General features: G+C 55.9%; 11 protein-coding genes. 6 read left to right on the top strand and 5 right to left on the bottom strand.

Going from position 1 to position 14,299, the window contains the following annotated elements; translation table 11 throughout:
* Nucleotides 1–13: 13 nt before the first annotated feature.
* From dnaE to QCD69_RS05925, 4 genes are all read left to right on the top strand, one after another.
* Nucleotides 14–3,496 carry a DNA polymerase III subunit alpha gene (dnaE, locus tag QCD69_RS05940; RefSeq protein ID WP_301251358.1) on the top strand — a complete coding sequence of 1,161 codons (3,483 nt, stop codon included), beginning with the start codon at nt 14–16 and terminating at the stop codon, nt 3,494–3,496.
* 12 nt (nt 3,497–3,508) lie between these two features.
* Complete coding sequence (accA, locus tag QCD69_RS05935) at nt 3,509–4,468, top strand: acetyl-CoA carboxylase carboxyl transferase subunit alpha (protein ID WP_125289105.1); 960 nt, start codon at nt 3,509–3,511, stop codon at nt 4,466–4,468.
* Between the two features lie 363 nt (nt 4,469–4,831).
* Nucleotides 4,832–5,008 (top strand): hypothetical protein, encoded by a 177-nt coding sequence (locus QCD69_RS05930; protein ID WP_253455180.1) that lies wholly within the window; start codon nt 4,832–4,834, stop codon nt 5,006–5,008.
* Between the two features lie 31 nt (nt 5,009–5,039).
* Nucleotides 5,040–5,480, top strand: a complete 441-nt coding sequence (locus QCD69_RS05925) for a hypothetical protein (RefSeq protein ID WP_253455179.1) — start codon at nt 5,040–5,042, stop codon at nt 5,478–5,480.
* Nucleotides 5,481–5,735: 255 nt separating this feature from the next.
* On the opposite strand, the gene mtnA is transcribed toward QCD69_RS05925, so the two are convergent.
* The gene (gene mtnA / locus QCD69_RS05920) at nt 5,736–6,761 is read right to left on the bottom strand and encodes an S-methyl-5-thioribose-1-phosphate isomerase (protein ID WP_301251356.1); all 1,026 of its coding nucleotides are present in this window, start codon (nt 6,759–6,761) and stop codon (nt 5,736–5,738) included.
* Between the two features lie 124 nt (nt 6,762–6,885).
* Here mtnA and mtnK point away from each other — a divergent pair, with 124 nt between their 5' ends.
* A complete protein-coding gene (mtnK, locus tag QCD69_RS05915; protein ID WP_301251354.1) occupies nt 6,886–8,085 on the top strand; it encodes an S-methyl-5-thioribose kinase in 1,200 nt (399 codons plus the stop codon).
* A gap of 125 nt (nt 8,086–8,210) precedes the next feature.
* Here mtnK and QCD69_RS05910 read toward each other — a convergent pair whose 3' ends face one another.
* The gene (locus QCD69_RS05910; RefSeq protein WP_125289108.1) at nt 8,211–8,693 is read right to left on the bottom strand and encodes a cold-shock protein; all 483 of its coding nucleotides are present in this window, start codon (nt 8,691–8,693) and stop codon (nt 8,211–8,213) included.
* Between the two features lie 249 nt (nt 8,694–8,942).
* Here QCD69_RS05910 and QCD69_RS05905 point away from each other — a divergent pair, with 249 nt between their 5' ends.
* Entirely contained in the window at nt 8,943–9,641 is a 699-nt protein-coding gene (locus QCD69_RS05905; RefSeq protein WP_253455175.1) for an RluA family pseudouridine synthase, read from the top strand.
* Nucleotides 9,642–9,712: 71 nt separating this feature from the next.
* On the opposite strand, the gene QCD69_RS05900 is transcribed toward QCD69_RS05905, so the two are convergent.
* From QCD69_RS05900 to fadE, 3 genes are all read right to left on the bottom strand, one after another.
* On the bottom strand, nt 9,713–10,252 hold the full coding sequence (locus QCD69_RS05900) for a DUF2058 domain-containing protein (protein ID WP_301251351.1): 540 nt from the start codon (nt 10,250–10,252) through the stop codon (nt 9,713–9,715).
* Nucleotides 10,253–10,400: 148 nt separating this feature from the next.
* On the bottom strand, nt 10,401–11,522 hold the full coding sequence (locus QCD69_RS05895; protein WP_301251349.1) for a serine hydrolase domain-containing protein: 1,122 nt from the start codon (nt 11,520–11,522) through the stop codon (nt 10,401–10,403).
* A gap of 191 nt (nt 11,523–11,713) precedes the next feature.
* On the bottom strand, nt 11,714–14,206 hold the full coding sequence (fadE, locus tag QCD69_RS05890) for an acyl-CoA dehydrogenase FadE (protein WP_301251347.1): 2,493 nt from the start codon (nt 14,204–14,206) through the stop codon (nt 11,714–11,716).
* Between the last annotated feature and the right edge of the window lie 93 nt (nt 14,207–14,299).

The raw sequence follows: 14,299 nt of genomic DNA, 5'->3' as shown, positions 1-14,299 counted from the left end.
AGCAGGATTAAAGATGGCCGAACCTCGTTTTGTTCATTTACGCGTACACAGCGACTACTCCATGGTGGATGGATTAGCCAAGACTGCCCCGCTGGTGAAAAAAGCGGCGGCGATGGGTATGCCCGCCATAGCCATTACGGACTTCACCAACCTTTGCGGACTGGTGAAGTTTTACGGCACGGCCCACGGTCAGGGCATGAAGCCGATTATCGGCGCGGACTTTAACGTTGCCAGCGAGGCGATGGGCGAAGAACTGTCGCAGCTGACCGTGCTGGCCGCGACCAATACCGGCTACCAGAATCTTACCCTGCTGATTTCACGCGCCTATCAGCGCGGCTATGGCGCGGCCGGCCCGACCATCGATCGCGACTGGCTGATTGAGCTGAACGAAGGCCTGATCCTGCTTTCCGGCGGTCGTCGGGGCGACGTTGGCAAAATGCAGCTGCGCGGCAACCAGACGCAGGTGGCCGAATGCCTGGCGTTCTACAAGCAATACTTCCCCAATCGCTACTATCTGGAGCTGATCCGCACCGGTCGGCCTGACGAAGAGTCCTGGCTGCACGCCGCCGTTGAGCTGGCCACGGTCGAAGGTATTCCGGTTGTGGCGACCAATGAAGTCTGCTTCCTGGAAGAGGACGATTTTGACGCGCATGAAATCCGCGTAGCCATCCACGACGGCTTCACGCTGGACGATCCCAAACGGCCACGCCTCTACAGTCCTCAGCAATATCTGCGCAGCGTTGATGAGATGTGCGAGCTGTTCTCGGACATCCCGGAAGCGCTGGCCAACAGCGTGGAAATTGCTAAGCGTTGTAACGTCACTATCCGCCTGGGCGAATACTTCCTGCCGCAGTTCCCGACTGGCGATATGACCACCGAAGATTTCCTGGTGATGAAATCGAAAGAGGGGCTGGAAGAGCGGCTTGAGTTCCTGTTCCCGGACGCGGAAGTGCGCGCGCAAAAAAGGCCGGCATATGACGAGCGCCTCGAAATCGAGCTGAACGTTATCAACCAGATGGGCTTCCCCGGCTACTTCCTGATCGTAATGGAGTTTATCCAGTGGTCGAAGGATAACAACGTGCCGGTCGGGCCGGGCCGTGGTTCCGGCGCCGGTTCGCTGGTGGCCTATGCGCTGAAAATCACCGACCTCGATCCGCTGGAATTCGACCTGCTGTTCGAACGCTTCCTTAACCCGGAACGTGTTTCCATGCCCGACTTTGACGTCGACTTCTGCATGGAAAAACGCGATCTGGTCATTGAGCACGTGGCCGAAATGTACGGCCGCAAGGCGGTTTCGCAGATTATCACCTTTGGTACGATGGCGGCGAAAGCGGTGATCCGCGACGTGGGCCGCGTGCTGGGGCATCCTTACGGCTTCGTCGATCGTATCTCTAAACTGGTGCCGCCCGATCCGGGCATGACGCTGGAAAAAGCTTTTGCGGCCGAGCCGCAGCTGCCGGAAATTTACGAGGCGGACGAGGAAGTCAAAGCGCTGATCGATATGGCGCGCAAGCTGGAAGGCGTCACGCGTAACGCCGGTAAACATGCGGGTGGCGTGGTGATTGCGCCTACGCAAATCACCGACTTTGCGCCGCTCTACTGCGACGAAAACGGCAACCATCCGGTTACCCAGTTCGACAAGAACGACGTGGAATACGCCGGTCTGGTGAAGTTTGACTTCCTGGGGCTGCGTACGCTGACCATTATCGACTGGGCGCTGGCGATGATTAACGCCCGTCGCAAGAAGCACGGCGAGCCGCCTGTCGATATCGCGGCGATTCCGCTTGATGACAAGAAAAGTTTCGATATGCTACAGCGCTCGGAAACCACGGCGGTGTTCCAGCTTGAATCGCGCGGCATGAAGGATCTGATCAAGCGTCTGAAGCCGGACTGCTTTGAAGATATGATCGCACTGGTGGCGCTGTTCCGCCCTGGCCCCCTTCAGTCGGGCATGGTAGATAACTTTATCGACCGTAAGCACGGGCGCGAAGCGATTTCCTATCCTGACATTCAGTGGCAGCATGAGTCGCTGAAGCCGGTGCTGGAACCGACCTATGGCATTATCCTGTATCAGGAACAGGTGATGCAGATTGCGCAGGTGCTGGCGGGCTACAGCCTCGGCGGCGCGGATATGCTGCGTCGTGCGATGGGTAAAAAGAACCCGGTCGAAATGGCCAAACAGCGCGGCGGCTTTGAAGACGGCGCGAAAGCGCGCGGCATCGACGGCGAGCTGGCGATAAAAATCTTCGACCTGGTGGAGAAGTTCGCCGGTTACGGCTTTAACAAGTCGCACTCCGCCGCTTACGCGCTGGTTTCCTACCAGACGCTGTGGCTGAAGGCGCACTATCCGGCCGAGTTTATGGCGGCGGTAATGACGGCCGATATGGATAACACCGAGAAGGTGGTTGGCCTGGTGGACGAATGCTGGCGGATGGGGCTGAAAGTCCTGCCGCCGGATATCAACGCCGGGCTGTATCCGTTCCACGTGAATGACGATGGCGAAATCGTTTATGGTATCGGCGCAATCAAAGGCGTGGGCGAAGGCCCGATCGAAGCGATTCTGGAAGCGCGTAATAAAGACGGCTACTTCCGGGAACTGTTCGATCTTTGCGCGCGTACCGATACCAAAAAGCTTAACCGGCGCGTGCTGGAAAAGCTGATTATGTCCGGCGCGTTCGACCGGCTTGGGCCACACCGTGCGGCCCTGATGAGCGCGCTGAACGATGCGCTGAAAGCGGCGGATCAACACGCCAAAGCCGAGGCCATTGGCCAGGCGGATATGTTCGGCGTGCTGGCCGATGAGCCGGAACAGATTGAAAAATCCTACGCCGACGTGACGCCGTGGCCAGAACAGGTCAGGCTGGATGGCGAAAGAGAAACCTTAGGGCTTTACTTAACCGGGCACCCGATTAATCAGTATCTGAAAGAGATCGAGCGCTACGTGGGAGGAATGCGCCTGAAAGACATGCACCCGACCGAACGTGGCAAAATGACCATGGCCGTCGGTCTGGTGGTGGCGGCTCGCGTAATGGTAACAAAACGCGGAAACCGTATCGGTATTTGTACGCTGGACGACCGATCCGGTCGTCTGGAAGTGATGTTATTCACCGATGCACTTGATAAGTTCCAGCATTTGCTGGAAAAAGACCGTATCCTGATCGTCAGCGGACAGGTCAGCTTCGATGACTTCAGCGGCGGGCTTAAAATGACCGCTCGCGATGTGATGGACATTGATGAAGCCCGTGAAAAATATGCTCGCGGGCTTGCTATCTCGCTGACGGACAGGCAAATTGATGACCAGCTTTTAAACCGTCTCCGCCAATCCCTGGAACCTTATCGTTCGGGGACTATTCCGGTTCATCTCTACTATCAGAGAGAGGATGCGCGGGCGAGGCTGCGCTTCGGTGCAGCGTGGCGCGTATCGCCCAGCGATCGTTTATTAAACGACCTGCGATCGCTGATCGGGTCGGAGCAGGTGGAACTGGAGTTTGACTAAAACAGGAATATTATGAGTCTTAATTACCTGGATTTCGAACAGCCAATCGCAGAACTTGAAGCGAAAATTGACTCGCTGAAGTCGGTTGGCCGTCAGGATGAAAAACTGGATATTAACCTGGATGAAGAGATCCAGCGTCTGCGCGAAAAAAGCGTCGAGCTGACCCGGAAAATCTTCTCCGATTTAGGTGCATGGCAGATCGCGCAGCTGGCGCGTCATCCTTTGCGTCCTTATACGCTGGACTATGTCCGTAATGTCTTTACCGATTTCGACGAGCTGGCTGGCGATCGCGCTTACGCGGACGACAAAGCTATCGTCGGCGGCATTGCTCGCCTGGAAGGCCGTCCGGTGATGATCATCGGTCATCAGAAAGGCCGCGAGACCAAAGAGAAGATCCGTCGTAACTTTGGCATGCCGGCGCCGGAAGGTTACCGTAAGGCGCTGCGCCTGATGGAAATGGCCGAGCGTTTTAATATGCCGATCGTGACCTTTATCGATACGCCGGGCGCTTATCCGGGCGTGGGCGCGGAAGAGCGCGGGCAGTCTGAGGCTATCGCACGTAACCTGCGTGAGATGTCTGGCCTGACCGTTCCGGTTATCTGTACCGTTATCGGTGAGGGCGGCTCCGGCGGCGCGCTGGCGATTGGCGTCGGCGACAAAGTGAATATGCTGCAGTACAGCACCTACTCGGTGATTTCGCCGGAAGGCTGTGCGTCAATTCTGTGGAAAAGCGCGGATAAAGCGCCGCTGGCCGCAGAAGCGATGGGCATTATCGCTCCGCGTTTGAAAGAGCTGAAGCTGATCGATTCGGTGATCCCGGAGCCGCTGGGCGGCGCGCACCGCGATCCGCTGGCGATTGGCGCTTCGATGAAGGCACAGCTGCTGGCCGATTTGGCCGAGCTGGACGAGCTAAGCAAAGAAGAGCTGCTGGATCGTCGCTATCAGCGTCTGATGAGCTACGGCTACGCCTGATAGCTGTCCGATCGCGGAAAGAGCGGGTTCTGAACAATGCGTTGTCTGAGTTAAGGCAGCGGAGCGTTCAGGGCCCGCTTTTTTATTGGACGCAGCAAAGGGCCAGCGAGATTAACAGATTACGGGATGGCATTGCCGTAACAGCGGGTACAAAACTGGTTCAGGGCCGTACGAATTGAGCTCATCCCCCGAACGCTCGTAATCTGGACTGATTAACCTGGCTCGGGAAAACGTTAAAGTTTTGGAAGGCGCTTAGCATTATTGCTGACAGTTTCTCTTTGCCCGGAAGTGGTTAAAAGACGTACACTGGCGATGTCGTTAAAAAACACCATCGCAAAGCAATCTGGTGGAGTGGAGCATAGTATGCATGTTCAGGAACTAAAGCGTATGGCGCGTGAGGAAGAAGCGCATCAGTGTTGGGATAAAATAGGTAAGGCCATTCTTAACCGTGGTAAAACTACGCCTGGCAAGAGCGTCAGCTATAAACCAGGCATGACGGTAGAGGATTTTCTGTCTGCGGCTAATCGCAAGCAGCGGTAGTCACTATATCGATAACAAGTAAGGACGACTTGTGAAAATCCAGGCCACTCTTTCCGATGAGTTCAATCCTGGCAGTTTAGATGAGCCTTTTTCAACTGACTGGATATATCTGACTCCTGACGAACAAAGGACAATCGCCAGGTTTGCAATAGATATTGGTGAAGGCCGCGCTCTGAAAGGAAAGAATAAACCATCATGGGTCAACGATAATTATGAAAAAATCGCTGGTTCAGATGGCTATGAAGAGCAAAATTATTGGCACTATCACTGTGGCCCAACGTGGTATGAAGAAACCTTCAAAGGGCTGACTGTCGATTTAAGATTTAATCCAAACGGCATGGCTTCCGATGAATGCATTCACTATATAAAAAAAAGCGATACACAAATAACTATTATTGGCTATTCAAGGAGGCACATACCTTTCCTCGCTTCAGATTGGGGCGAAAATCCGTTTTTTTCCTGCGAGGAGTAAGCCGCAGATAATTAAAAGTTAACGGTACAGGTTGAAAAGCTTCAGCGCTGAGCGATTAACGGCTTCAATGTTGTATTATTTTCCTGTATGTGAAGCTGGGGCTGTATTTGGGTAATAAAGCCCTTTGTGTTAAGGGCAAGGTTCGTAAAAGAAAAGAGCCTCGCTTTAATAAAAGCGCTTTGAGTTGCACAACCTGGAAACGACAGATTTTGCAATCCAGCCACTTTTCATCGTACAGGCTCTTGTTTATGCCTCTCAATCCACCGCCTGAAAAACCCCTGCCTCAACCTGGGCTGGCGTGACCACGCCCGTATCCAGCACCCAGCCGCTTATCAGCGCCGCTGGCGTGACGTCAAAGGCCGGATTATAGACCTGCGCATCTTCCGGCGCCCACTGCACCTGGCCGAAACTGCCCGTCACGCCCGTGACTTCGCTGGCGGCTCGCTGTTCGATCGGGATGGCGTCCCCATTCGGGCAGTGCGCATCAAGCGTGGTGTGCGGCGCAGCCACGTAGAAGGGAACATTGTGGTAGTGCGCCAGCACCGCCAGGCTGTAGGTGCCAATCTTGTTCGCCACGTCGCCGTTGGCGGCAATACGATCCGCGCCAACCCAGATGGCATCGACCTGTTTTTTCGCCATCAGGCTGGCCGCCATGCTGTCGCAGATCAGACGATAGGGTACGCCCAGTTCGCCCAGCTCCCAGGCCGTCAGGCGGCCGCCCTGCAACAGTGGGCGCGTCTCATCTACCCAGACCTTTTCCACCCGGCCTTCCTGCCAGCCGCGCGCAATCACGCCCAGTGCGGTGCCGACGCCGGCCGTCGCCAGACCGCCGGTATTACAGTGGGTCAGCAGGCGGCTGCCGGGCTTGATTAGCTTCACGCCTGCCGCTGCAATGCTGTCACACAGCGCTTTATCTTCTGCTACCAGCCGCAGCGCTTCAAAAGTCAGCGCGGTGACAAAGTGCTCCTGAGCCAGCGCCAGTTTCATCCGATCCAGATTGTTCATCAGATTAACGGCGGTAGGGCGGGAGGCGCGCAGCACTTCCAGCGCATCACTCAGCGCCGGTTTAGGCATACCGTTTTCCGCCAGCAGGGCCAGCAGCAGGCTGGCGGAAAGGCCAATCAGCGGCGCGCCGCGTACACGCAGCGTTTTAATATGTTCGACCAGCGCCGCCACATCGGGCGTTGGACACCAAATCTTCTTTTGCGGCAGCGCCTGCTGGTCAAGGATCCACAGCTGGTTGTCACGAACTTGTAAGCTGGTTGTGCTTAGTGTCTGCATGAAGGTTAAATCCTGGTTGCGTAGTCAGGTCATATTGTGCCAACATGCCTGACGGATGTATAGACGTCTGAACGGCTTGAGGTAAAGAAGGCAGCAGACAAGTTAAAACGTGGAGGGGGAGTTAATGTCGCAATACCGTACGTTCACCGCAGCTGATGCGGTGGAATATGCCCGTGAATTTGGCGGCGTTGCCGACCCACAAAGCCTGGTCAGTTCGCAGGAAATTGGCGACGGTAATCTTAACCTTGTTTTTAAAATCTTCGATCGTGACGACGTCAGCCGCATCGTCGTTAAGCAGGCGCTCCCCTATGTCCGTTGCGTGGGTGAATCCTGGCCGTTGACGCTCGATCGCGCGCGCATTGAGGCAGAAGTGCTGCAAATCCACGGCCAGTTTTGTCCGGCGCATACGGTAAAAATTCTGCATTACGATCCGGCGCTGGCGGTAATGGTGATGGAAGATCTTTCCAGCCACGCTATCTGGCGCGGTGAGCAGGTGAAAGGCATTGATTATCCGCAGGCCGCCGCGCAGCTGGGCGAATATCTGGCGCAGACGCTGTTCCATACCTCCGACTTTTATCAGCATCCGTATCAGAAAAAAGCGGACGTTATCCGTTTTACCAACCCAGAGCTGTGCGATATCACCGAAGAGCTCTTCTTTAACGAGCCGTATGAAGTGCATGAGCGCAACGGCTATCCGCGCGCGCTGGAGTCGCTGGTCGCTCAGCTGCGTACCGATGACGAGCTGCGCCAGAAGGTTGCCGGGCTGAAGCATCGTTTTCTGTCGAATGCGGAAGCGCTGCTGCACGGCGATGTGCACAGCGGGTCGATCTTCGTCGCGGAAAACAGCCTGAAAGTGATCGATGCGGAATTTGGCTTTTACGGCCCGATGGGTTTTGACGTTGGCAGTGCATTAGGTAATTTACTAATCAACTACTGCGCGCTGCCCGGCCTGCTGGCGCCGCGTGAAGCGGCCGACGCGCGGGAAAAGCGCCTGGACGACGTGCGTACAACCTGGCAGAGCTTTGCCGAAGGTTTCCTGGCGCTGGCTGCCGAAAAAACGCGGGATCGCGCGCTGGCTTATCCGGGGTATGCCGCCGAATTTTTGGCAAAAGTCTGGCGCGATACGCTGGGCTACTGCGGCACAGAGCTGATCCGTCGTACCGTGGGCATGTCGCAGGTTGCCGATATCAAAACGATTCAGGATGAAGTGATGAAAGCGGAATGCGTCCGTCAGGCGATAACGCTGGGCAGAACGCTCATTCTGGCCGCCGACCATGTCGAAAACATTGATGCGCTGATAGCGCGAGTGCGCCAGAACGGCTGAGGCGTTACGCAAGGCGGTTTCGGCCCGATAAAATGGTGCCAACCCGCCAGCCGCGCCCTGTACTGAACATTCGGGCCGGCCAGCGGGGCGGGGATCCCGCTAACGCTGCGGGATTTTGGCTTAATTTACATCTTGAGCAGTTTCACCGTCGCATCAATATCAATTTCATCTTCCGAGAAGATCAGCGTGGTGCCCTGGAAGGTGGTGATCGCCAGTTTTTTCAGCGTACGCATTTCTCCTGGCTTAACCGATGATTTCGGCCGGATGCTGCTCATCAATACGCCCACGGAAAGCACCGGATTTTCTTTATCAATACGGGCATCGACCGGCACTTCTTCGCTGAACACCACGTAATTTTTAATGGCGGTGAGCTTCAGGCGCTCGCCTGCAATATAGATGTATTTGCTTTCCGGGACGACTTTCACCGCATAGGCTGACAGCCCTTTGCTGTTGGTGGTAGGCTCGAAAGTTACCGCCGCATCTTTTTTAATCAGGTCTGGGTTGGCGACCTTAATCACATGAAAATAACGGTTATCGCCGTTTTCATCTTTGATAAATCCGAAGCCTTTATCTTTAAACCAGGTTGTGATCGTTCCGTTCATCGCCATTACCGCCTACTTAATCGATTATCTACTCAGTTTTTGCAGCGCGCAGTGTAAAGCACAATGCCCGCGCAGACTACGCCTTTACTTTAAGTCTGGACGATAATTTTCGGCTATGCGAGGCCGACAAAAGCGCGGCGAGGGTGAGGGAAGTATTGGCGTGACGGAGAGAAAGCTAAGCACGGGGCGCAGACAGATTCGTCAGCGGGCTGAAAATTCGTTATCATCCGCAGCCACTCTCCGTGCGGTAACCCGATGCCTGTGATCCCCGACACCTTTATTGCTCCGCCGTGCCATGACGAAATAGCTATCCTTTATCAGGACGAGTATCTGCTGCTGATCGCTAAACCCGCCGGGTTGCTGAGCCTCTCGGGGAAAAACCCGCAGAATCTGGATTCGGTGCATCATCGGCTGGTAAAGCTATTTCCCGGCTGCACCCTGGTTCACCGTCTGGATTTCGGCACTTCCGGGCTGATGGTGGTTGCGCGCACTAAGGCGATCAATGCCGCTCTCTGCCAGCAGTTCAGCCAGCGCGCCGTAACCAAGGTGTACAGCGCGCTGCTTTGTGGACATGCCGATGATGACGAAGGGGTGATAGACGCCGCGATTGCCAAAGATCCGGCGCTGTTCCCGCTGATGTCAATTTGCGCCACCCACGGCAAGCCCGCTCGCTCCGGCTATCGGGTCGTTGAGCGTTTTTATCATGAGCTGGAAAACGGAACGTCGCTGCCGCTGACGCGAGTACAGCTGACGCCGGAAACCGGGCGCACCCATCAACTCCGCATTCACTGCCAGCTGCTGGGCCACCCTATCTGGGGATGCGATCTTTATGGCGGACGCCTGCTGCCAGGCACCGAACGGACGCCGCGCATGATGCTGCACGCCAGCGAACTGCATTTCGTTCATCCCGTTAGCCAGCAGCGGATAGAAACCCGTCATGCCAGCCCGTTCTGAAAGCGACCCCGTCCGGAACTAACGTAAGAGCGGCTGGATGAGGTCAGATAACCCCAGGCCGCAGGCGTTTATTACCACATCAGATCGTCAGGCACTTTAAAGTCGGCATACGGATCTTCTTCATCCTGCTCTTCCTGACTCAGGGTGCTGTTTAATACGATGCTGCTCGCATCCCGCTGCGCAATTTTATCGGCTACGCTCGCGGGGATAATAGCGTACTGGTGCTCGCCGCCGTTATCACTCGTGAGACGAGCGATGGCGAGGCGACCGCTTGTCAGCTGCGCCTGAGTAAGCTTATCCACGGTAATTTTCTTAATAAGATTGTTATCCGTGAAGTTAAAATCAATATTGCCTCTTGCAACAACGATCCTGTTCATTTCAATCAGCTGCTTCACCTGAGCCTTATACTCTTTGGATAAAGCCGCCTGTTTCTGCTGCTCGTTTAGCTGCTTATCGCGCTCAAGCTGGGCTTTTTTATTTTCTTCCACGGCCGCTCTTGCCTCGCGAGCCTGAACCCGTGATTTTTTAGCCGTTCTCTGGACCTTATCCATTTTTTTGCTGGTCACTAATCCAGCTTTCAGCATCTGCTCTTGTAAGGTAAGTTTTGTCATTTTCGTTTCTGAGGCTGTTGAATAATTCAGGGATTATACCTGTAATTTTTAAGGCTGTACCGCGTTTCACCGTGCGGTATGGCATTGCCGGAGGGCGCTGGCATCGGCCTGGCGGGCCGGACGCCGCACCGCGCCAGACTTTAAGGGGTTAATAATGCGCGGCGATTTGTCGGGCCAGGCTACCTGCCGCAGAGTTTTTAAAAAGTGCGCTTGCGCAGTCAGCCTCAGGGGCCGCATGCATTGAACCTACATTGGTGAGAAGGGCGACCGCACAGTTGGCTTTTTCATACCACCATACGCAGGCGCTGGCGCCGAGCACGTTGCCGCCATGTCCTGTAGCCGGCCCGCCATCGGTATTTATTCTGAATAAGCTTAACCCCATTTCTCCGCTATCGGCCGGCAGCCAGCGCTGCATTGCCGCCATGCTTTCAGGGTTGAGCAATTTTCCATTTTTCAGCGCCAGTATAAAAGTCATCACATCCTGTGCGGTAGAAACGATGCCGCCGGCAGCCCACTCAACGGACAGATTAACGGCGGAAACGTCCAGAAGATCGCCAGGCTCTGCCTTGAAATAAGCTGAGATCCCGGCATTTTTAATAAAATGCGCATCCAGCCTGTGAAATCTTTTCGCCAGGTTTTTCCTGCCTGAAGAAAACGACGTTTCAAGAAAGGTATTTTTTAGCCGCAACGGGCCGATGATTCTTTGGCGCAAGGCTTCTTCGAACGCGTGGGAGGTGACTTTTTCAATCAGTAAACCCAGTAACGTAAAGTTGCTGTTGGAATAGTGAAAGGCTTCTCCAGGCTGGCAGAGCGGGCTTTTCCCCCGGATAAAGTCCAGGTTTTCCTCCGGCAGCCATATCTTATCCGGTTTGACCTCCCGACCGCGCGCTGCATAAATCCATGCCTGCTGGTTTTCCCAGCTGGGTATCCCGGAATAATGTGCAAGCAGCTGCCTGACGGTAACGGTTTCTGCATTGGCGACGCCTGCCAGGCTCTCTTCCGCCAGCCAGTCTGCGAGGAAAGCGTCAAGCGTCAGGGAGCCTTCTTCAACCAGCTGCAGGATGATGACCGCTACAAAAACCTTGGTGATGCTGCCAATGCCAAACAGCGTTTCCGGCGTGGCCCTGAGGTGGTTTTTAGCATCAGCGTAGCCCGCTGCCGCCTGCCATATTAGTTTATCGCCTTTGCCAATAGCCATAGCAAGGGCGGGAAAGGTCTTCTCTGCCCTTTGATCAAGCAAAGCCTTTAATGTCGCTTCGGCTGGATACATGCTTTCTGTCCCTTTATCTGCTTCGTTTCGCCTTAATTTTAAACCGGGTTCAGGAAAGCAGGCGTGTAGCCGATCTGCACAAAGAGGGCCTGCTTGAGAAAGCGGAGGCGGTTAAGCCAAAAAGGGAACCGTTTCCGGTTCCCTTATTCCATTGCCGAGGCCGCTACCTTTCACGACGACTGCCGGACAACTCAGGCGGCTTCCGTTTTGCGTTCGGTTTCTGCCTGCGGCTGGCTTTTCTCCGTCCGATCCTTATGCAAAGGATCATCCTGCTGCTTTACCGGCTGCGTTGCCAGTGCATCCGCCTCAAACTCGTCCACGTTAATGGAGCGCAGGCGACTGGCTTCGGCACGCGTCAGCACGGCGGCCTCTTCTTCCGTCAGCCATTTTTCCACCAGGCCTTTTTGCGCCAGCTTGTCCAGACGGGTAAAGGAGAGCGGCTTTTGCGCTTTCTTGTTCAGTCTGTCATGGATAGCTTCCGCCGCTATCACGTCCGTTAATGCTTCTTCCAGCTGGCCTGCCGGGTTATTTTCGCCCGGCGTCAGATACTGGCCGCGCCCTAAGCGAGAGCGTGTGGCCGAAGGCACTTGCAGAATACGCGCCAGCTGATGGTCAAGCCGGTCGGAAGGCGCGCGGCAGTGGCGGCCCAGCGGGAAGACGACAACCTGCAACAAACCCGCGACCAGCCGGTTCGGGAAGTTGCGCAGCAGATCCTCAATAGCGGTTTCGGCCTGGTTCAGCGCATCCTGCACGCCCCAGTGCACCAGCGGCAGATCGGCCTCGTTGCGGCCTTCGTCTTCATAACGCTTCAGCGTGGCGGAGGCGAGATAAAGCTGGCTGAGCACGTCGCCGAGGCGTGCAGAGATGCGTTCGCGGCGTTTCAGGCTGCCGCCCAGTACCGACATCGAAATATCAGAAAGCAGGGCCAGGTTGGCGCTTAAGCGGTTCAGATGCTGATAGTAACGGCGGGTTGCATCGCGGGTCGGCGTTTTACTGGTGCGGCCAGCGGTCAGGCCCAGCCACAGGCTACGCAGATTATTGCTGGCGACGTGGCCGACATGGTGAAACAACGCTTTATCAAACGCGTGCAGATTATGATCCTGGGCCGCCGCCATTTCCGCAAGGATATAGGGATGACAACGAATAGCACCCTGACCGAAGATGATCATGCTGCGGGTCAGAATGTTCGCGCCCTCAACGGTAATGGCGATCGGCGCGCCCTGATAGGCTCGGGCCAGGAAATTGCTTTTACCCAGCATAATGCCTTTACCGCCGGCGATATCCATCGCATCCATAATGGCGCGCTGGCCGCGATGGGTGCAGTGATATTTTACGATAGCGGAGAGCACCGCCGGTTTCTCGCCCAGCATAATGCCGCTGGTGATCAGCGAGGCGGCCGCGTCCATCACATAAGCGTTTCCGGCGATGCGCGCCAGCGGCTCTTCGATCCCTTCCATCTTGCCGATAGGCAGACGGAACTGGCGACGGATATGGGCATAGGCACCAATAGCCAGCGCGATGCTTTTCAGGCTGCCGGTGGAGTTGGACGGCAGCGTGATGCCGCGTCCGACCGAGAGGCATTCCACCAGCATCCGCCAGCCCTGACCGGCCATCGCCGGCCCGCCGATAATATAGTCAATCGGCACGAAAATAGCGTCGCCGCGCGTCGGGCCGTTCTGGAAAGGTACGTTGAGCGGGAAGTGGCGCTTGCCGATTTCCACGCCCGGCGTCTGGGTTGGGATCAGCGCGCAGGTAATGCCCAGCTCTTCTTTTTCGCCCAGCAGATGGTCGGGATCGGAAAGCTTAAACGCCAGGCCCAGCACCGTGGCGACCGGTGCCAGCGTGATATAGCGCTTGTTCCAGGTCAGCCGCATTCCCAGCACCTGCTGGCCCTGCCACTCGCCCCGGCACACCACGCCCACGTCCGGGATAGCGCCCGCGTCGGAACCCGCTTCCGGGCTGGTCAGCGCAAAACAAGGGATTTCCAGGCCGCTAGCCAGCCGGGGCAGATAGTAATCTTTCTGCTCGTCGGTGCCGTAATGCTGCAACAGCTCGCCTGGGCCAAGCGAGTTAGGCACGCCAACGGTAATCGCCAGGATACCGGAAACGCCCGCCAGCTTTTGCAGCACGCGCGCCTGGGCATAGGCGGAGAACTCAAGGCCGCCGTACTCTTTTTTGATGATCATCGCGAAGAAACGCTGCTCTTTCAGATAAGCCCACAGCTCCGGCGGCAGGTCGGCCATCTCATGGGTTATCTGAAAATCATTAGCCAGTCGGCACGCTTCTTCTACCGGGCCATCCAGAAAAGCCTGCTCTTCCGGCGTCAGCCTTGGCTGCGGATAGTCATGCAGTTTGTTCCAGTCCGGCCGTCCGCGAAACAGATCGCCTTCCCACCAGGTAGTGCCGGCGTCGATCGCTTCTTTTTCCGTGCGCGACATCGGCGGCATCACTTTCTGGAAGGTCTTCAACATCGGTCTGGAAAAAAGCGCCTGCCGCAGCGGCAGCACGTTGAAGGGCAGCAGAATAATCGCTAACGGTACCAGCAGCCACGGCGTCCAGACGCCAGCCATCGCCCAGGCTGCCGTCCAGAGCAGCACGAGCAGGCTCGCCAGCCGCAGGTTAACACGGTGATAAAACAGCGCGCCAATGAGCAAAATTGTCGCCACGCAACTGAAAACCATCATAACCATCGCTCCGTAAGTTGTAAGAGGTCTGACCTGTTAGCTACAGATGTAATAGAGATGATTTTCTTTATCAATCTATTTACATGATAATTA

The organism is Erwinia sp. PsM31, assembly GCF_030433775.1.
Taxonomy (GTDB): domain Bacteria; phylum Pseudomonadota; class Gammaproteobacteria; order Enterobacterales; family Enterobacteriaceae; genus Erwinia; species Erwinia aeris.
This window is presented reverse-complemented; position numbering and strand designations above follow the sequence as displayed.

What these genes read in the sequence shown, in the direction of transcription:
- dnaE (WP_301251358.1), top strand. Translation starts at nt 14, where the DNA reads ATGGCCGAACCTCGTTTTGTTCATTTACGCGTACACAGCGACTACTCC.
- accA (WP_125289105.1), top strand. Translation starts at nt 3,509, where the DNA reads ATGAGTCTTAATTACCTGGATTTCGAACAGCCAATCGCAGAACTTGAA.
- QCD69_RS05930 (WP_253455180.1), top strand. Translation starts at nt 4,832, where the DNA reads ATGCATGTTCAGGAACTAAAGCGTATGGCGCGTGAGGAAGAAGCGCAT.
- mtnA (WP_301251356.1), bottom strand. Translation starts at nt 6,761, where the DNA reads ATGCAGACACTAAGCACAACCAGCTTACAAGTTCGTGACAACCAGCTG.
- mtnK (WP_301251354.1), top strand. Translation starts at nt 6,886, where the DNA reads ATGTCGCAATACCGTACGTTCACCGCAGCTGATGCGGTGGAATATGCC.
- QCD69_RS05910 (WP_125289108.1), bottom strand. Translation starts at nt 8,693, where the DNA reads ATGGCGATGAACGGAACGATCACAACCTGGTTTAAAGATAAAGGCTTC.
- QCD69_RS05905 (WP_253455175.1), top strand. Translation starts at nt 8,943, where the DNA reads ATGCCTGTGATCCCCGACACCTTTATTGCTCCGCCGTGCCATGACGAA.
- QCD69_RS05900 (WP_301251351.1), bottom strand. Translation starts at nt 10,252, where the DNA reads ATGACAAAACTTACCTTACAAGAGCAGATGCTGAAAGCTGGATTAGTG.
- QCD69_RS05895 (WP_301251349.1), bottom strand. Translation starts at nt 11,522, where the DNA reads ATGTATCCAGCCGAAGCGACATTAAAGGCTTTGCTTGATCAAAGGGCA.
- fadE (WP_301251347.1), bottom strand. Translation starts at nt 14,206, where the DNA reads ATGATGGTTTTCAGTTGCGTGGCGACAATTTTGCTCATTGGCGCGCTG.